Origin of the sequence: Collinsella sp. LCP19S3_D3 (assembly GCF_052121455.1) — a bacterium.
In the GTDB taxonomy this organism is placed as follows: domain Bacteria; phylum Actinomycetota; class Coriobacteriia; order Coriobacteriales; family Coriobacteriaceae; genus Collinsella.
The window spans coordinates 56,563-74,056 of the sequence record NZ_JBQKEF010000010.1; the positions used below are offsets into that span (position 1 = coordinate 56,563).

Genomic DNA, 17,494 nt, shown 5'->3' on the forward strand with positions numbered 1-17,494 from the left:
AAAACGGCCCCCGTTTTGGCGTTTTAGGGCCAAAACGGGGGCCGTTCCGCGCTTCAACCAGCTGGTAAAAGTCTTTACCATGCTGAAAACTCGCGATTTTGCACGTCGCCGCAGGGGGTACCCTTGCTTAGGGCAGAATATGGAAACCCAAAGCGGCGATATCCTTGGCAAAACCGCGTACGGTATCGAGCGAGACCTCGTACGGGTCACGGCCGATGTTCTTGCGCTTGGCCAGGATGCTGTTGGGCACCGTGATGATCTGGCAACCGCAGGCCTCGGCCTGGTAAATGTTGATGAGCTCGCGCGTGGACGCCCACAGGACCTCGCAGTTGGGCTTGGCGGCGGCCTTCTTGACCGACTCCGTCATAAACGGAATGGGATCGACGCCGGTATCGGCGATGCGGCCGGCAAAAAGCGAGATGATGGACGGCGTCTCGGCGTCAACGGCCTCGACCATCTCATCGACCTGCGTAGGCGTAAAGATAGTGGTGACGTTGACCTTGATGCCATCGGCCGAAAGCTTGCGGACCAGCTCGGAGGTGGACTCGCCCTTGGTGGTCACGCATGGAATCTTGACGTAGACGTTATCTGCCCAGGTAGCAATCTCGCGGGCCTCGACCTCCATGGTCTCGACGTCGTCGGCAAAGACCTCAAACGACACGGACACATCGGTGATGTGGGCCAGAACCTCCTTGGCAAACGCGCGGTAATCCGTCACGCCACCCTTCTTCATAAGGGACGGGTTGGTCGTGAAACCCTGAACGTTGCCGTTCTCGTACATGTCGAGCATGCCCTCGAGGTTTGCACCGTCAGCGAACACCTTGATTGCCATCTGCCTGATTCCTTTCGTTTGCATACGGGCATTGAGCTGCTAAACACTTTACCTACGTTTATTAAGGCGTAAGCTGCGGTTTTTTATCTTCTCGGCGAACGGTTTTGCAGATTTACCATTTTTATATCGACGCCCCAGCGGCAAAACGTTTTTGCCAATCGTCGCGGTTGATTCCATTGGCGACTCAGAGACAGCGCTTCACCGGCGCGTTTTCACAACCGCTCCAAAACAAAAAGCGGCGACGCCTCATTTGAGACGTCACCGCTTCCGTGTAGGAGCCGGTTATCGGAGCTCCGCCCGATTAGGGCTTAACGTATGCCTGGATTACTCTTCCTCAACGTGGTTGATCACAGCACCCTTGGTGTGGATGAAGTTGGGGACGAAGGCGACGACCAAAAGGACGGCGAGAATCGCGTAGACACCGGTGGTACCGAAGGCCTCGGCAGCGCGGCCGAGCGTAATACCAATGACGGAGAAGTCGAAGTCGCCAAACGTAGTGTTCTTGAAGCCAAAGACGTCAAGAACGGGCAGGAGCAGGGCCGGGGCAAAGGTGATGAGCAGGCCGTTGACGAAAGCGCCAAGAGCTGCGCCCTTGCGACCGCCGGTAGCATTGCCGTAGATACCGGCGGTAGCACCGCAGAAGAAGTGGGGAACCATGCCCGGGATGATGAAGATGCCCAGGGTAGCGCCCACGATGAACATACCGACCACGCCACCGATAAAGGAAGCGACAAAGCCGAGGATGACGGCGGTGGGAGCATAGGGGAAGAAGACGGCGCAGTCGACGGCGGGGATGGCACCGGGGATCAGCTTGTTGGAGATGCCCTGGAAAGCCGGGACCAGGTCGGCGAGAATCATACGGACGCCGTTGTAGACGATAGTGACACCGACGGCGAAGGACAGGGCACAAGTCAGGGCATAGACGATCACATTGTCGCCGCCAGCGGTCTTGGTAACGACCGCAGGGTCTGCGATGTAAGCGGCAAAAGCGGTAACCAGATAGAAGAAGGCCATGGTAAGAGCCGTGGAGATGGTGGTGTCGCGCAGGAAGGCAAACTTCTCGGGAACCTCGATCTTCTCGGTGCTGTTCTCCTCGGCGTCCTTAGCAAAAAGCGTACCGACTGCAGCGGAGATGTAATAGGCGAGTGAACCGAAGTGGCCCATGGCGATTTCATCGCCATCGGTAACCTTCTCGGTGAAACGCTGACCAACGGCGGGAAGCATAGCGCTCACGAGGCCCAGGAACATGCCGCCCACGATGACAAGCTGGACATCCTGGAAGCCAGATGCCTGCAGAACGGCAGACAGCAGGCAGGCCATAAACATGCTGTGATGGCCCGTCAGGAAGATGTACTTAAACTTGGTAAAGCGGGCAATGATAATGTTCACGACGTAGCCGAGAATCAGGATCATCATGGTCTGAACGCCAAGGACGCTCTGAGCCATCGAAACGACAACCTCGTTGTTGGGCACGACGCCGGTGATGTGGAAACCGGTCTCGATGAAGGTACCCAGCGGGGCAAGGTTCTCCTGAACAACAGCGGCGCCGGCAGACAGCATGATGTAACCAAGAATGGGCTTCAGGGTTCCCGTCATCACCTTGTGGGCAGGGCGCTTGAGCGCAACAAGGCCCACAAAGGCAAACAGACCCATGATCCACGCTGGCTTGGTCAGAATCGATTGGATAAACTCAAGTATGGGAAGGATGGCTTGCATCTGCGCTTCCTTTCTCTCTAACGTGGGCGCGTTTCCCTCTTCCACAGGGAACCGCCCTTTTTTATGCCGCTTTAGGCGTTAGCAGCGGCCGCCTTGATTGCCTCAAGGGCGTCTTCGCGGATCTTCTTCTTGTTCACATAGCTGCGAACGATCACAACGTTGCCGTGGAGCTCGGGGGCGAGCTCCTTAACGGTGATGAACAGATCCGGATTTGCGGAAGAAGCACCGTTCAGGTCCATAGACTCAACGTCGGCCTTGATGCCCTCCTCCTCGCAAAGCTCCTCGACTTTGCCAGCGAGCATCAGGCTAGACCCGATGCCGTTTCCGCATACGGTGATGATATGCATGGCAACCTTCCTCTCCTACACGTGACGGTTTTCCGTCTATCCAAAAGCGGCGACGCATCGCCGTGCCATTAAGGCCTAAAAGAATGAACGCATGGTCTCCAAAACCTGCTCGGGCGTATCGCATGCGCTGAGCTTGGCAACGCAGTCCTCGTCCTCGAACATCTGCGAAAGCTCCGCCAAGCAGCCAAGATGAGCCTTGGGGTCGGGTGCGCAAATACCCACGAGCACGTGAACCGGATCGAAATCCTCATGTCCAAATGCAACGGCAGGGTCAAGCGTGACAATGCAGATGCCGGCCTCGCTCACATTGCCATCGGCCTGAGCGTGAGGCATGGCAATGCCCTCTTCCAAGACCATATAGGGACCGAATTTGTGAACCGACGAAATCATGGCGTCAACATAGCTCTGGTCGCATTTGCCGGCGTCAACGAGCAGCTTACCGCACGCCTTGATCGCTTCCTCCCAATCGGAGGCCTCGACGTGGCAGGCAACAAGCTCGGGCTTAAGAAGATCGGTCAGCATGCTCGCCCCCTACTCCTCGGGCAGGATATGGAAACCAAGTGCCTGAATGTCGCGGGCGAAGCCCTTGACCGTATCAAGCGAGTACTCGAGTAAATCTTTTCCGAAATTCTTGCGCTTGGCAAGAAGGGCATTGGGAACCGTAATGATTTGGCAGCCAACGGACTCCGCCTGGAAGATATTGAGGACCTCGCGCGTAGACGCCCAAAGAACCTCGGCAGCAGGCTTGACGGCAGCCTTCTTTACGGACTCCGCCATGAGGGGCAGCGGATCGACGCCGGTATCGGCAATGCGACCGGCAAAGATGGACAGAATAGAGGGGGTCTCGGCAGAGACGGCATCGACAAACTCGTCGACCTGCTCGGGCGTGAAGATGGTAGTGACATTCACCTTGATACCGTCGGCAGAAAGGCGCTTGACCAGCGCGGCGGTGGACTCGCCCTTGGTGTTGAGTGCCGGGATCTTAACGTAGACGTTGTCTGCCCAGGTTGCAATCTCGCGGGCCTCGGCTTCCATACCCGCCTCGTCGTCGGCAAATACCTCAAAAGAGACCGACACATCGGTGATGTGCTCAAGAACCGTCTTGGCAAAAGCGCGGTAGTCAGTCACGCCACCGGCCTTCATAAGGGAAGGATTGGTCGTGAAACCCTGAACGTTACCATTGTCATGCATGTCAAGCATGCCTTCGAGGTTAGCGCCGTCGGCAAACACCTTGATCGCCATGTTCGGTCCTTTCTCATCTAGCACTATTGCTATCGAAAGCCTTCTTCTTTGTTTCAAAAGCTTTTCGGTTTTCTTTTATAAACCATTTCAAAAGCTATCGAAAGCTCAATTGTCATCTTTCCGTGAACGGTCGAATATCGGGTGTGAACGTACTTCTTTTGGGCGGCACCTTCAGAACAAGACCCTCTACACGCTATTTAAGTGTAAACTATCTGCTACGCATGCATTTGGGACATGCCATTCCGTTCATTTGATTCATTCGATTTTGCCTTGTCCTTTTCATATCGATACGTTATATTTCGATTACGAAAGGCGTATCTTTTGCCTTTCGTTCAAAAGGAGCGGCATATGGCATCTACTTCAGACCTTTCACCGGCCGAGCGTCAGCGATTTATTATGAACTGGCTGGCCGAAAAGCCAAATATCTCGGTATCCGACATCGTTCGCCGTTTTTCGGTTTCGGAAGTCACCGCACGACACGACCTCGTCTCGCTGGAATCCGAAGGCAAGCTGCGTCGCGTACGCGGCGGAGCGGTATCGCTTTCTCGCTCCAACGCAATCTCGTATCCCGAGGAGCGTATCAATGTCCAAGTCGAGGCCAAAGAGGCCATCGCCGCAACCGCGGCAACTCTTGTTGATGATGGCGATGTTCTGGTAATTGATATCGGCACCACAGGCTTTTACTTCGCTAAGGCCCTCATGGACAAGCGTGAGATCACCATTATCACCGGCGATCTTGCAATCGCGAACTATGCCAGCTTTAATCTCCCCAATGCTTCGGTAGTGCTGCTGGGCGGCTCCGTGCGCAAGGGCCACCTCTATCTCGCGGGCGCACTAACGCTCGACTGCATGAGCAAACTCCATGCCGACAAGGCGTTTGTCAGTGCCGACGGATTCCACCCCGACCACGGTTTTACCGTCGAGCACGACTTCTCAGCCATGATCAAGCATATGTACCTGACCAACTCAAACCAGAGTTACATGATGGTTGACCAGGGAAAGTTCAACAAGACCAGTTTTTATCAGTCCGCGCAGATCGATGACCTCGATGGCATCATCGTTGATGGAGACGACGAGGGTATCATGACGGCGGCGATCGAGAGCAGTCGCAGCCATCCCAAGCTCTATATTGCAAAATAGCTCAAATGGCCGGGTCGCCCCCCCCTGCGGGCGACCCGGCCATTTATTCAATCAACCCAAAATGCCGCATCGCTGTGACGGTGCCGTCGTGTGCGACATCGTCGGTCACGTAGTCGGCGACCGCCTTGACCTCGGGCATGGCGTTGCCCATGGCGACAGCCGTCTCGACCGAAGCGAGCATGCCCAGGTCGTTGCCCGAATCGCCGAAGCCAAAGGTGCGCGCATTTCCTTCGCGGCCCAGATACGCCAGCGCTCGCGCCACGCCCACGCCCTTGTCAATACCCTTGGGGCTCAGCTCGCGATTCTGGCCACCGGTGTTGCACAGCTCAAACTCGCAATCGATAAAGCCGTCATCATTGGCTACGCGAGCCAAACTGGGCACACTGAGGCATACCTTGCCCACGCGCAGACTGCCGTCGACGCGCATTTCCTCGGTGCTGTGCACCACAGAAGTGCCGATCAGAGACGACTGCTCAACGCCCACAGGCTCCAGGGCAAAAGTAGCCACGTTGGTCTCGAAAAAGGCCTCAATCCCTGCCGCGGCCATACGGCGCGCAAGCTCCTCGATAACGTCCTCGTCAAAGCAGTCCTCGTGTACCACGCGTCCCTCGACCTCGAGCGTGGCGCCTGCCATGGCCACGACGCCCGCGGGGTCGAGCGCACGCAGGCTATCGGCGATAAGCCACAGGGGGCGACCCGTGCAGATAAATGCCTTGTGCCCTGCATCGCGCAGTGCACGGAACGCCTCAACCACCGTCTGCGAGGGGTGAACCGCCGAAAAGTCCTTATCGCTCATATCGTCGGGATCGAACGACGTCAGCGTGCCGTCCACGTCAAAAAAGAGCACGGCGGAATCGGGGCACGCATCAATCATATTGGTTCCTTTCGGGGATGAGGGCAAACGAAGCATCCATCATATAATGGAGCGACGCAACCAGAGAGGTCACCCATGGAATTTTACGCAAGCTGCCCCGAGGGCTTTGAGTCCGCACTCGCCGATGAGCTTAAACGCCTCGGGCTTTCGCATGTCCGCCGGCTGAAGGGCCGCGCTACGTTTGAGGGCGAGCTCGAAGAAGGCTACCGCGCCTGTCTGTGGTCGCGCCTGGCGAGCCGCGTGTTCGTGGTTCTTGGGCGCTTTGAGGCGCAGGATGCCGACGAGCTGTACGATAGCGTTTACGACATCGCCTGGGAGAACATCATCCGTCCCGGCGCCACCATCGCCATCACCGCCCGCGGCGTGACCGAGCAGCTGCGCAACACACGCTTCTCTGCCTTGCGCGCCAAGGACGCATTGTGCGACCGTCTGGCCGAGACCACGGGCCGTCGTGCCGATGTCGATGCCGCCGACCCCGATGTTCACCTGCTGCTTTCGCTGCGTCAGCGCCGCGCGAGCATAAGCCTGGACCTTTCGGGCGACCCGCTGTTCAAGCGCCTGCCGCCCGCAGCGACCCGCGCCGGCGAGGGCGCGCACGTGCTGCGCCCCGACTACGCCGCCCTGGTGCTGGCGCAGGTCGGCTGGACCGCACTATGCGAGCGCGAGCTGACGGCCGATGATTACGAGAACGAAGCCCTGCCCACGCTGATCGACGCCTCGTGCGCCGGCGGCGGCCTGCTGCTGGAAGCCGTGAACATTCTGACCGACCGCGCCCCGGGCGCTGCACGCGAGCGCTGGGGCTTTGAGGGCTGGCAGCCGCACGACGCCGCCCTGTGGGAGCAGCTGCTTGCCGAGGCACGCGAGCGCGAGGCGGCGGCGCGCGAGCGCCAGGCGCGCATCGTCGCCGTGGACATTGACCCCGCTGCCCGCAAGACTGCCGAGCGCATGGTCAAGTGCGCCGGCTACAAGCGTTTTGTCGACTTTTGCGCTGCCAAGCCAGCCACCGTGCTGGACCATGCAGGCGCTGTTGCCGGTGCCGCCGTGGTCGCAGACACCACCGAGACCCCGCTTTCGCTCATGCACGACGCCATGACGCTGGTCGGCGAGCTGCGCCGCGCGCCCGAGCTTGCCGCGGCGCCGGTCGCCGCGCTCACCCGCGATGGATTGCTGGCCCGCTCGCTCCACGCCGAGCCCGAGCGCTCGATCGCCGTCATGCCCAACAACGAGGAGGCGACCGTCGAAGTCTGGCCGTCGCTCGACCACGCCGCCGCAGCGTTTGAGGCTGCGACCGGCGCAGATACCGAGGCCGAGGTTGCGGATACCAACGAAGTCAACAACAAAGCCGCCGACACCCCCATGCCCGAGCCTGCCGCCACGCTCGACCTGGGCGACGGCAAGCCGCTGCCCGTGCTCATCCCCGAGTCCGAGCAGTTCGCCAACCGCCTGCGCAAGAACGCCCGTCTGCGTCGCAAGTGGGCAAAGCGTGAGGGTGTGAGCTGCTACCGCGTCTACGATGCCGACCTGCCCGACTACTCCGCCGCCATCGACCTGTACGAGGGCTGTCCGCAGACGCCGGGCCGCTGGCTCGTCATCGCCGAATACGCGGCGCCCAAGACCATCGATCCCGCGCTTGCCCAGGCCCGCATGCTCGACATTCTGGCCATCGCGCCGCGCATCCTAGATGTTCCCGCCGAGCACGTGCACGCCAAGGCCCGCATGCGTTCGCGCGGCGGCTCGCAGTACGGCAAGCAGGGCGCCGGCAAGGGCGGCTCGGGCGAGCGCGCCAATATCGCACGCCGTCGTCTGCCGCTCATCGAGGAGGGCGGCCTTACCTTTGCCGTCAACTTTGACGACTACCTGGACGTCGGCATCTTCTTGGATCACCGCGTCACCCGCAACCTGGTGCGCGAGCACGCCAAGCAGGCGCGGCGCTTTCTCAACCTGTTCGCCTATACCGGCACCGCTACCTGCTATGCGGCAGACGGCGGCGTCGAGGAAACTGTGACGGTCGACCTCTCGAACACCTACCTGGACTGGGCCGAGCGCAACATGCGTCAGAACGGCTTTGTTGGCCCGCAGCATCACTTTGTGCGCGACGACGTGCTCGCCTGGATTCGCGACCAGCGCCAGACGCGCAACCGCTGGGACCTGATCTTTGTCGACCCGCCCACGTTCTCGAACTCGTCCAAAATGGGCCGTCGCACCTGGGATGTCCAGCGCGACCATGTTGAGCTGTTGGCCGGCGTATCGCGCCTGCTCGCGCAGGGCGGCCACGCCATCTTTAGCTGCAACCTGCGCGGCTTCCGCCCCGAGACGCGCAAGCTCGCGCGCGCGGGCGTCGTGCTGGAGGACATTACGGCGCAGACCATCCCCGAGGACTTCGCGCGCAACCAGAAGGTGCACCATTGCTATATCGTGCGCCGCCTGCCCATCGAGGATGCCATGGCCGAAGTCGGCTTTAGTGCCGAGGAGATTGCCGAGCGAACCGAGGAGCTGCGCAACCCCGAAGCCCGCAAGCCCCGTACAGCAGTGCCCGCGCACGCGCAGGCCGGCGACCGAGGGCCGCGCGGTGACGGCAAGCCCACCTGTGCAGGTAAGCCCAAAAAGAAGAAGTTCTACGCCAGCAAGCCCAAGGGCAAATAACAAAATTGCGGTGGAATAGTTCCTAAAAATGCCTGGTAAAGGCCCAAATAGGATCTATTTCACCGCAACTCATAGAGGGGCCGCGCTCTGCCCTACCCCTGGGTGACCAATCGGTAACCGATACCCACATGCGTTTGGATATAGCGCGGATGCGCGGGGTCGGACTCGATCTTCTTGCGCAGCGTGCCCATAAAGACGCGTAGGCTCGCCAGGTCGCTCTTAGTCGCCGTACCCCAAATCTCGTTCAGGATAAATTGGTGCGTCAGCACCTTGTCGGCATTGTGTGCCAGCAGGCAGAGCAACTTGTACTCGATCGGCGTCAGATGCAGCTCCTCGCCATCCATCGTGGCGATGCCGGCATCAAAATCGATATGCAACTCGCCGGTATCGAACGAGCCCTCGGAAGCAACACCGCCCGCCTGCGCATACGAAAGGCGCCTGAGCGTCGTGCGAATGCGCGCGAGCAGCTCCTCGACCGAAAACGGCTTAGTCAGGTAGTCGTCGGCGCCGGCATCGAGCGCGCGGATCTTGTCCACGTCCTCGCTGCGTGCCGAAACCACGATAATCGGCATGCCCGACCACGCGCGCACCGACTCCACCACCTTGACGCCGTCCATATCGGGCAGGCCCAGATCGAGCAGCACAATGCTCGGCGCCTGCGACGAGGCGGCGGCGATGGCGGCGTGAGCGGTCTCCACGGCCATATGGCGCAAGCCGTGCGCCTCGAGCGCGGCGACGATAAGGTTGCGGACGGCGGGATCGTCCTCAACGACCAAGATGAGCGGTTTCACGGCAGAGTTCGGCACAGCGCTACTCCTTATCAAACGAAATATCGGCGGCGGGAAGCTCAATCGTAAAGACAGAGCCGTGCGGGGCCGCCGCGGCAACCTCTATGCTACCGCCATGTGCCAGCGCAATGGAGCGACAGAGCGAAAGCCCCAAGCCCACGCTGCGGCAACTGTCGGCTAGGCCATGGTTGGCGGTGTAGAACGACTCAAAGATTCGCTCGCGGTCCTCGGGCGCAATGCCCGGGCCATCATCAGCAACCGAGCACGCCACGCATCCATCATGGACGCCAATCGAGATTACGACATGCGAGCCCGCAGGCGTATAGGTGATGGCGTTGTTCACCAGATTGACCACCAGCTGCACCATCAGGCGCGCGTCGACGTTGACGAGCGCCGGCTCATCGCACGCCACTACCTTAAGGTCGTGCTCGCGCACGGCCGGATTTACGTGACGCAGCGCCTCCTCGACGATATCGTCCATGAGCTCGAGCGTGGTCGACAGGTGCATGCCGCCGCCCTCGAGCTTGGTGATGGCGAGCAGATTCTCGACGGTAGCGTTGAGCCACAGCGCATCCGAGCGAATGGATAGGAGCATGCCGCGGCGTGTCTGGTCGTCGAGCACGGCCGTGCCGGTCGAGCCCTGGTCGAGCAACACGTCGGCATTACCCGAAATACTGGTGAGCGGCGTACGCAGATCGTGCGAAATGGAACGCAGCAAATTGGCACGCAGCTGCTCGTTTTTAGCGAGTACCGCCGCCTCCTCGCGGGCCTCCATGGCGCGGGCGCGATCGAGCGCAAGCTCGCCTTCGCTCACAATGGCATCGGCAAGCGTCCGCTCCTCGGGCGTCAGCGCATCGGGCTCGGCGACAATGGCGAGCACCCCCACCACCGAGGCGGGATCGCCCGCGCGCACCATGGTGTCACCCGAGCGCACGGTCAGGTATATGCCGTAGAACGCCGAGCCACCATAGGTGGCATCGAGCGGCGTTCCCACATAAGCGGATGTCGAGAGCCGCGGCGGCATCTGGGGCGCCAACTGGTGCACCGGCGCGGCATCGCCCACGGCCGTGTACGTCGCGCGCGGCAGCAGGTCATCGTCGTCGGCATCGGCGCTATACCACACGACCGGACAGTCCGAAAGACGCGCCAGCTGCGTTGCCATAGCGTGCACAATCTGCTGCTGATCGGAACACCGCTGCAGCATGCGGTTGGTCTCGAGCACCATATGCGTGCGACGGTCGCTGGCGGCAGCCTGTGCCAAGGCGCGGCGCAGGGCCAACGCAATCGAGCTCGACACAAGCGAGACCACAAACATGATGAAGAACATGCCGGGATAGACGCGGTCGATAAACGATAGCGAGCAGCGCGGGTCGACAAACAAGAAGTTGTAGAGCGCTACGGCGGCAGCCGAGCTCAGCAAGCAATACAGGCGGCTCCAGGTAAAGAATGCGCACAGCTGCACGGCGAACACATAGACGATCATGATGCTCGGCGCGAGACCAGGATGGTCGAGCAGCGCACCCACAATCGTCGCCGCGACCAGCAGCCCCGCCGATACGCAGGCGTCATACAGAGGGCTGCGACGTGTCAGCGTTGTGCGCCGCCACCAAAAGCTATCGGCAATATCGCCGTCCGCACGGACGTCCATCGGCACCCCGCCCCTCTCTTAAAAACAAAAACCACCACAGAGGGGACGGCACCTTTGTGGTGGTTTCCCTTGTGGTGGTTCCAAGTGTATAGCCTTTGCAGTCTGCGGTCGTTAGACAAACAGCACGTGCGCGAGCAGGGCGCACACTCTTGTCCATCGAAGGCCAACTCCATGCAACCTGTCGGCGACTACGGGCGCTCGTTGGGGGCCAGGCGCTGCATCTTGTTCACAGCCTTGAACTTGGTGAACAGCGGCACATACTCAAAGCTCACGTTAGAGTTCTCCAGGCCATACCAGCGCGCCGGCGTACCGGCAAAGCGACGGATGATGTACTTGAGCGTGATGGCCGTGCGCTCGCTCGGCTCCACGTCACTCTCGGGCGCCAGGAGCTTGCGGATCATGACGAACTTAAACGTGCCGATGTTGCCCGGATCCTTGTAGACCGAGTAGTCATGCATCTGCGGCGGCAGCTCGCCAGTGGCGGCCAGATCCTGAACAACCTGGCGCAAGTAGGCGTTCACGCGCTGGTTAACCTTGTAGCCCAGGTACAGATGCACGCGGAAAACATAGTCGGTGCCAAACGTCTCGACCGAATAGGCAAAGGTATGCGGTTCATCCATGGTCTCGACGTTCACGAACCACCAGGCGCGGGCGCGCTTGGGATGCTTGTCCAGAATCGAGTAGACGATATCGCGGTCGATGTAGTCGGTATTGGTGTCCTTGGTCAGGTACACGATGTTGTCGCTCATAAGCTCATAGCGATCGTCGTCGCGCAGGCGCTTGAGCTGCGGCAGATAGCTGCGCAGCGGCAGCAGCGTAAACTGACGCCGCTCGACCGCCGTGCCGTTGTACCAGCACAGCATAACGCCCATGATGAGCATGGCCATAAGAATAGTGAAATAGCCACCGTGGAAAAATTTGGTGAGCGAACTCACAAAGAAGAAGCCCTCGAGCATAAGGAAGAACACAACGAAGATATACGGGACGACCTTAAGGCCGCGATCAACATGCAAGTAGAAGAAGAGCAGCAGCGTCGTGCACATCATGGTCAGGGTGATCGCCAAGCCGTAGGCGGCCTCCATGTGCGCCGAGCTCTGGAACAGCAGCACCACGATGACGCAGCCCACGAGCATGACGTTGTTGACCATGGGAATATAGAGCTGGCCCTTGGTCTCGGCAGGATAGAAGACCTGCATGTGCGGCATGAGGTCCAGGCGGCTGGCTTCGGACACCAACGAGAAAGCGCCGGTGATGAGCGCCTGCGAGGCAATGATGGCCGCGACGGTGGAAAGGCCGACGGCAAAGGGACGCAGGCCCGGGGTGAGCATCTGGTAGAAGGGGTTGAGGTCGGCGATACCCATGAGCTCCGGGTTGCTGGCGTTGTTGATAAGCCACGCGCCCTGGCCCATGTAGGACAGCAGCAAGCAGCACTTAACGAACGGCCAGGTTGCGTAGATGTTGCCACGGCCCACGTGGCCCATGTCGGAGTAGAGCGCCTCGGCACCGGTGGTGGCGAGGAAGCAGCTGCCCAGAATCATGATGCCCGCATGGTTGTTGGGGCTCAACAAAAAGGCGATGCCGCGCACCGGGTTGAGGCACAGCAGCACGGCGGGGTGCTGGAAGACAAAGAACAGACCCGTGCCGCCCAGGAACAGGAACCACAGCGTCATGATGGGGCCAAAGGCGTGGCCGATCTTGGCCGTGCCGATGCGCTGCACCAAGAAGAGCGCAATGATGATGGCAAGCGTGATGGCCACGACGCGGGCCTGATCGTCGCCCAGCACGGCATGGACTGCCGGAATGGTGCGCAGGCCTTCGATAGCCGTAGTCACGGTAACGGCAGGCGTGAGGATGCCATCGGCGAGCAGTGCCGCGCCGCCCAGCATGGCGGGGATGATGAGCCATTTGCCGCAGCGCTTAACCAGGCTGTACAGAGCAAAGATGCCACCCTCGCCATGGTTGTCGGCGCGCAGCGAGATGAGCACGTACTTGACGGTCGTCAGCAGCGTGACCGTCCACACGACGAGCGAGAGCGCGCCGAGCACGAACTCCTCCGTGACGCTTCCGATACCGCCGTTGCCGGCAACGAGCGCCTTGGTTACATACATGGGGCTGGTGCCGATATCGCCATACACCACGCCCAGCGTGACGAGCATCGCCGAGATGCTCACAGGAATCGCAGCGTGCGAGGCTGCCTCCTTGGCCTTTTGTTCCATAAGCCGGTTTCCTCCCAACTTTAACGTTCGAGGGGATTATAGATAATCGTCCCATGTTTTAATGCACTGTTTTCCCAGCTAGATAAACATTTATACGGCCTTTAGGCCACCGCGGCGATATGGAATGTGACAAAGGGACTGTCCCTTTGTCACATTCGTCATTTTCCGAGCCAGTTTTTGAACCACCACTCCATGGATCGGCTCATCTCGGCCATAAAGGGGCTCGTGTGCTTGCGGGTGTAGATATCCACGACGCGCTCCCCCACCTCGCGGGCATGCGGACGGAACATCGCGTCCATCTCGGCCACCTGCGCATCCATGGTCGCGGCATCGGCGCGGCGATAGCGCTCCTCGTGCACCAGGTTCACCACGGGATGCGCAATCGCCGGGCGCTCCTTGCGGGGCGTGCCGATGATGAGCATCGACAGCGGCATGGTATAGGGCGGCAAGTCCAGCAGCGCAGCAACTTCCTCGGCGTTCTCGACGACATCGCCGATATAGCAGCTCCCCAGCCCCAGGGCCTCGGCGGCGACCACGGCGTTTTGGGCAGCGATCACGGCATCCTGCGCCGCGATGGCAAAGTCGCCTAAACCCGGCGCGCGGCGGGGCGCCTTGCCCGTGCGCTCGACAAACTCGGGCTCAAAGCAACCCACGTGCTCAAACAAATCGATCCACTTGGCATAGTCGACCACAAATATAAGTGCCCAGGGCGCCTTGGCGATCATGGGCTGGTGGTCGCACAGGTCGGCCAGGCGATCGAGCGTTGTCTGCTCGCGGATACTCACGATGGAATACATCATCATGGCGCCTGCCGACGGCGCGCGGCTCGCCGCATGCAGAATCGCCGCCCGCTGCTCGTCGGTCACCGCTATGGGACGGTCGTTGTCATCGCGCGCAAAAGCGCGCGTGGACGAACGGTGCTCCAAAATGTCCAGCACCGCGTTGCCCGTGGTCTCGACCGGATAGCCGCCCGCGCCCATGCCAGCGCCCACGTCGCCCGCACTCGTCATACAAACCTGCTCGTTCATCGCCTCATCCTCGCCATTTCTTTAAGAAGCCTTTACGTTTCCGTGTAATTCCCGTCCATTATCGCGCAGGTCGCCACTACATTGCGCCACACCGCCACACATGCGCGCTAATATGGCTGGTTGTTGTGCGCAGCCCGCAAATGCAGTGCATATTTAGGTAACAATCGGGTAAACCCCCGCTTTCGTAGGTTTTAGCTTGTGAGGAGTCTCAGCATGTTCGCAGCCGCCATCTCGCTCGTCGGTCTTGCGGCGACCGTCTTCCTTGTCTTGCGCGAGGCCAAGGCCATTCGCGCGCAGTCGGGCACCGTTGCCAAGGGCGCTCTTGGATGGAGCGTCGCCTTCGGTCTGTTCCAGGTCTTTTTGACCATTTGGGGCGCCATGGGCCTCGTCGCCCAAAACGAGCCGCTCGCCTTTGTGATGCTCATCCTGACCAACGCCATCCTCACCGGCTGCGCCTGGGCCAGCATCGCACGCGACCGCATCGCCCCGCGCGTCTTTGCGTTCGCCGCGCCCGACGCCCCCGCCCCCACCGGCAAGCTCGCCCGTCTGCGCGGCGCCTTTGTGGGCAAACCGCTCGTCGTCGCCGTGCTGTGCCTGCTGCTCGCCGGCGTCTTTGCGCTGCTGGGCATGGAGGTCTCGTCCAACCACGACTTTACCTGGGTCTACCCCCTGTGCATACTGCTCGAGTGGGCCATCATCACCACGCTCATGGTCGGCCTGTTCTTCCTGTTCCAGCGCCGCGGCGCAGCTCCCGCCGCCCTGGCCTTCGCCCTCTTTATCCTGGGCATTGCCGAGTTCTTCGTCATCACGTTTAAATCCATGCCCATCCAGCCGGGCGACCTTTCGGCCATCTCCACCGCCGCCGCGGTCGCCGGCAGCGGCTACACCTACTCGATCTCGCTGTTCTGCGTGCTGTCCATGGGCTTTACCGCCATCGCCATGCTGCTATGCGAGTACGCCGGCCTGGTAGCACCGCACCGTCAGAAGGGTGCCGCCAACGCCAAGCGCATGCTGCTCACCAACCTGCTCGTGGCGGTGCTGTGCCTGGGCGGCGTGACCGCGCATGTCACGCTTATCGACTACTACAACACCCTCGGCATCACCGTCTACACCTGGCGCCCGCTCGAGAGCTACTGGCGCGAGGGTTATCTGCCTGCCTTTATTAGTGCGGCACAGTCCATCAAGCCGCCCAAACCCGCCAACTACTCCGCCGACGACGCCAAGGCAACGCTCAAAAAGTATGCCAAGGCCTATGACAAGTCCGATGCCGCCACAAGCGACGCCCGTACCGCCGCCCAAGAGCAGTTCGATAGCGAGAAGCCCACGGTCATCGCCATTATGAACGAGACCTTCTCGGATCTTTCGATCTATCAGGAGATGCACGCCGGCTACGAGGGCCCGCAGTACTTTAAGAACCTGTCCGACTGCCTCAGCCGCGGCAAGCTCTACGTGAGCGCCTACGGCGGCGGCACCGCCAATACCGAGTTTGAGTTTATGACCGGCAACTCCATGGCCAACCTGGGCTCGGGCGTGTACCCCTACACCATCTACAACATGGAAACGACCGGAAACCTGGCAGAGCAGTTCAAGTCGCTCGGATATTCCACAACAGCCATGCACCCCAACCACGCAACCAACTGGAACCGCGAGAACGTCTACAAGGACTTTGGCTTTGACCAGTTCCTGTCTATCAACGACTTCCAGGGAGCCGGCACCTTGCGCGGCATGGTGACCGACCAGGCAACCTACGACAAAATCCTTGAGCTGCTCAACCAGAACGCCGACCCGCAGTTCATCTTTGACGTGACCATGCAGAACCACTCGGGCTACGATACGGGCCTGCTGCCGGCAGATAAGCAGATGCACCTGAACATCGACACGACCGATCTGGACGCCAAGACCATCGAGGACGGCACACTCTCCGATGTCGACGAGTACGTCTCGTGCATCGAGCAGTCCGACCAGGCGCTGCGCTACTTCCTCAATGCCCTGCGCAATCTCGACCGCAAGGTGGTCGTGGTGTTCTGGGGCGACCATCAGCCGTTCTTCCCGTCCAAGTTCAACGATAAGTGGTTTACCGGCGAGGACGGCGCTACGCATCAGGAGCGCCTGTGGCAGACCGACTACATCATCTGGGCCAACTACGACGTTGCCGGCTGCGACCAGACGAGCGAGGTCGACGACCTGTCCATCAACTACCTGTCCACCCAGCTGATGCAGCTGATCGGCGCACCACTGACCGACTACCAGAAAGCGCACATGACGCTGCGCAAGTCGCTGCCCGCCATCAACTCGGTGGGCTACGAGGACGCTAGCCTGCGCTGGGCGCTCTCCTCCAACGTCACCGGCGAAGACGCCGTCGCCGCGGCGGCCACCAAGGCGCGCGAGGATTACGCCAAGATGCAGTACTACGAGATGTTCCGCGACGGCAAGAACGTGTACACCGAACACCTCCAGACCGAGGCCAACGAGACCGACCCCAACCTGGCGCCGGGTACGACCAAGATCAAGTAGCGGGGATCAAGTAACGGGGTCGGGGGCCCGAATCGACGGCAGGCGGAGGTACGGGAAAAGTCTGCTGCTCAAACAGTCCTGCGCAAGACGGGGGCCACATTAAGTGGCCCCCTTTGCGTGCGGAACTCGCGACAGACCTTTCCCGTACCTCCGCCTGCCGTCGCCCCTCACCCGTTGCGGGTTGAGTGGGCTGATAAAGAAACTGCGCTCACCTCATGGTAGAAGCGTGGCCTGTCATGCGAATCGCGGAAACTGTGTCCCAGAATTCACGTCCGGAGTGGGACGCAGTTTCCGCTTGAGGGCCTGTTGGGAAAGCGCATCCCACTTCAAGAGTAAATTCCGGGTCGCACTTTCCGCTAAGGCTCTCAACCGGAAAGTACATCCCATTCCAAGCCTGGGACTGCGGACAAAAAGTTGGACCGTTGAGGTCCGGAACGGAGTCCGCATGGCATACAGTAGGAGAATGGTGGAGAGGGCCAGGGCGCTTCGCGGCGCCGGGCTCACCG

General features: G+C 60.6%; 13 protein-coding genes. 3 read left to right on the forward strand and 10 right to left on the reverse strand.

Annotation, left to right across the window (positions count from 1 at the left end):
• Nucleotides 1–127 precede the first annotated feature (127 nt).
• The 5 genes from ACTQXM_RS05600 to ACTQXM_RS05620 all read right to left on the reverse strand — a co-directional run bounded on the left by ACTQXM_RS05600 (nt 128) and on the right by ACTQXM_RS05620 (nt 4,137).
• The gene (locus ACTQXM_RS05600; protein ID WP_441537269.1) at nt 128–832 is read right to left on the reverse strand and encodes a transaldolase; all 705 of its coding nucleotides are present in this window, start codon (nt 830–832) and stop codon (nt 128–130) included.
• A gap of 324 nt (nt 833–1,156) precedes the next feature.
• Nucleotides 1,157–2,548 carry a PTS ascorbate transporter subunit IIC gene (locus ACTQXM_RS05605; protein WP_089573144.1) on the reverse strand — a complete coding sequence of 464 codons (1,392 nt, stop codon included), beginning with the start codon at nt 2,546–2,548 and terminating at the stop codon, nt 1,157–1,159.
• Between the two features lie 71 nt (nt 2,549–2,619).
• On the reverse strand, nt 2,620–2,895 hold the full coding sequence (locus ACTQXM_RS05610; RefSeq protein ID WP_022094539.1) for a PTS sugar transporter subunit IIB: 276 nt from the start codon (nt 2,893–2,895) through the stop codon (nt 2,620–2,622).
• Nucleotides 2,896–2,970: 75 nt separating this feature from the next.
• The gene (locus ACTQXM_RS05615) at nt 2,971–3,417 is read right to left on the reverse strand and encodes a PTS sugar transporter subunit IIA (protein ID WP_154517874.1); all 447 of its coding nucleotides are present in this window, start codon (nt 3,415–3,417) and stop codon (nt 2,971–2,973) included.
• A 9-nt stretch (nt 3,418–3,426) separates the two neighbouring features.
• Nucleotides 3,427–4,137 carry a transaldolase gene (locus ACTQXM_RS05620; protein ID WP_117564350.1) on the reverse strand — a complete coding sequence of 237 codons (711 nt, stop codon included), beginning with the start codon at nt 4,135–4,137 and terminating at the stop codon, nt 3,427–3,429.
• A gap of 348 nt (nt 4,138–4,485) precedes the next feature.
• Between ACTQXM_RS05620 and ACTQXM_RS05625 the strand changes: the two genes are divergently transcribed.
• Nucleotides 4,486–5,277, forward strand: coding sequence for a DeoR/GlpR family DNA-binding transcription regulator (locus ACTQXM_RS05625; protein WP_195838607.1), 792 nt, complete (start codon nt 4,486–4,488; stop codon nt 5,275–5,277).
• A 43-nt stretch (nt 5,278–5,320) separates the two neighbouring features.
• On the opposite strand, the gene ACTQXM_RS05630 is transcribed toward ACTQXM_RS05625, so the two are convergent.
• The gene (locus ACTQXM_RS05630) at nt 5,321–6,151 is read right to left on the reverse strand and encodes an HAD-IIB family hydrolase (RefSeq protein WP_441537270.1); all 831 of its coding nucleotides are present in this window, start codon (nt 6,149–6,151) and stop codon (nt 5,321–5,323) included.
• Nucleotides 6,152–6,226: 75 nt separating this feature from the next.
• Between ACTQXM_RS05630 and rlmKL the strand changes: the two genes are divergently transcribed.
• The gene (gene rlmKL, locus ACTQXM_RS05635; protein WP_441537271.1) at nt 6,227–8,794 is read left to right on the forward strand and encodes a bifunctional 23S rRNA (guanine(2069)-N(7))-methyltransferase RlmK/23S rRNA (guanine(2445)-N(2))-methyltransferase RlmL; all 2,568 of its coding nucleotides are present in this window, start codon (nt 6,227–6,229) and stop codon (nt 8,792–8,794) included.
• Between the two features lie 92 nt (nt 8,795–8,886).
• Here rlmKL and ACTQXM_RS05640 read toward each other — a convergent pair whose 3' ends face one another.
• The 4 genes from ACTQXM_RS05640 to ACTQXM_RS05655 form a co-directional block, all read right to left on the reverse strand.
• Nucleotides 8,887–9,600, reverse strand: a complete 714-nt coding sequence (locus ACTQXM_RS05640; protein WP_199406609.1) for a response regulator — start codon at nt 9,598–9,600, stop codon at nt 8,887–8,889.
• A gap of 4 nt (nt 9,601–9,604) precedes the next feature.
• Nucleotides 9,605–11,230: a sensor histidine kinase gene (locus tag ACTQXM_RS05645; protein ID WP_441537272.1), complete on the reverse strand. Its 1,626-nt coding sequence runs from the start codon at nt 11,228–11,230 to the stop codon at nt 9,605–9,607.
• A gap of 188 nt (nt 11,231–11,418) precedes the next feature.
• Nucleotides 11,419–13,446, reverse strand: coding sequence for a KUP/HAK/KT family potassium transporter (locus ACTQXM_RS05650; protein WP_441537273.1), 2,028 nt, complete (start codon nt 13,444–13,446; stop codon nt 11,419–11,421).
• A gap of 158 nt (nt 13,447–13,604) precedes the next feature.
• Entirely contained in the window at nt 13,605–14,474 is an 870-nt protein-coding gene (locus ACTQXM_RS05655; RefSeq protein WP_441537274.1) for a nitroreductase family protein, read from the reverse strand.
• Nucleotides 14,475–14,687: 213 nt separating this feature from the next.
• On the opposite strand from ACTQXM_RS05655, the gene ACTQXM_RS05660 reads away from it, so the two are divergent.
• On the forward strand, nt 14,688–16,988 hold the full coding sequence (locus tag ACTQXM_RS05660) for an LTA synthase family protein (protein ID WP_441537275.1): 2,301 nt from the start codon (nt 14,688–14,690) through the stop codon (nt 16,986–16,988).
• Nucleotides 16,989–17,494: the final 506 nt, after the last annotated feature.

What these genes read in the sequence shown, in the direction of transcription:
- ACTQXM_RS05630 (WP_441537270.1), bottom strand. Translation starts at nt 6,151, where the DNA reads ATGATTGATGCGTGCCCCGATTCCGCCGTGCTCTTTTTTGACGTGGAC.
- ACTQXM_RS05610 (WP_022094539.1), bottom strand. Translation starts at nt 2,895, where the DNA reads ATGCATATCATCACCGTATGCGGAAACGGCATCGGGTCTAGCCTGATG.
- ACTQXM_RS05615 (WP_154517874.1), bottom strand. Translation starts at nt 3,417, where the DNA reads ATGCTGACCGATCTTCTTAAGCCCGAGCTTGTTGCCTGCCACGTCGAG.
- rlmKL (WP_441537271.1), top strand. Translation starts at nt 6,227, where the DNA reads ATGGAATTTTACGCAAGCTGCCCCGAGGGCTTTGAGTCCGCACTCGCC.
- ACTQXM_RS05625 (WP_195838607.1), top strand. Translation starts at nt 4,486, where the DNA reads ATGGCATCTACTTCAGACCTTTCACCGGCCGAGCGTCAGCGATTTATT.
- ACTQXM_RS05600 (WP_441537269.1), bottom strand. Translation starts at nt 832, where the DNA reads ATGGCAATCAAGGTGTTCGCTGACGGTGCAAACCTCGAGGGCATGCTC.
- ACTQXM_RS05660 (WP_441537275.1), top strand. Translation starts at nt 14,688, where the DNA reads ATGTTCGCAGCCGCCATCTCGCTCGTCGGTCTTGCGGCGACCGTCTTC.
- ACTQXM_RS05620 (WP_117564350.1), bottom strand. Translation starts at nt 4,137, where the DNA reads ATGGCGATCAAGGTGTTTGCCGACGGCGCTAACCTCGAAGGCATGCTT.
- ACTQXM_RS05650 (WP_441537273.1), bottom strand. Translation starts at nt 13,446, where the DNA reads ATGGAACAAAAGGCCAAGGAGGCAGCCTCGCACGCTGCGATTCCTGTG.
- ACTQXM_RS05655 (WP_441537274.1), bottom strand. Translation starts at nt 14,474, where the DNA reads ATGAACGAGCAGGTTTGTATGACGAGTGCGGGCGACGTGGGCGCTGGC.
- ACTQXM_RS05645 (WP_441537272.1), bottom strand. Translation starts at nt 11,230, where the DNA reads ATGGACGTCCGTGCGGACGGCGATATTGCCGATAGCTTTTGGTGGCGG.
- ACTQXM_RS05605 (WP_089573144.1), bottom strand. Translation starts at nt 2,548, where the DNA reads ATGCAAGCCATCCTTCCCATACTTGAGTTTATCCAATCGATTCTGACC.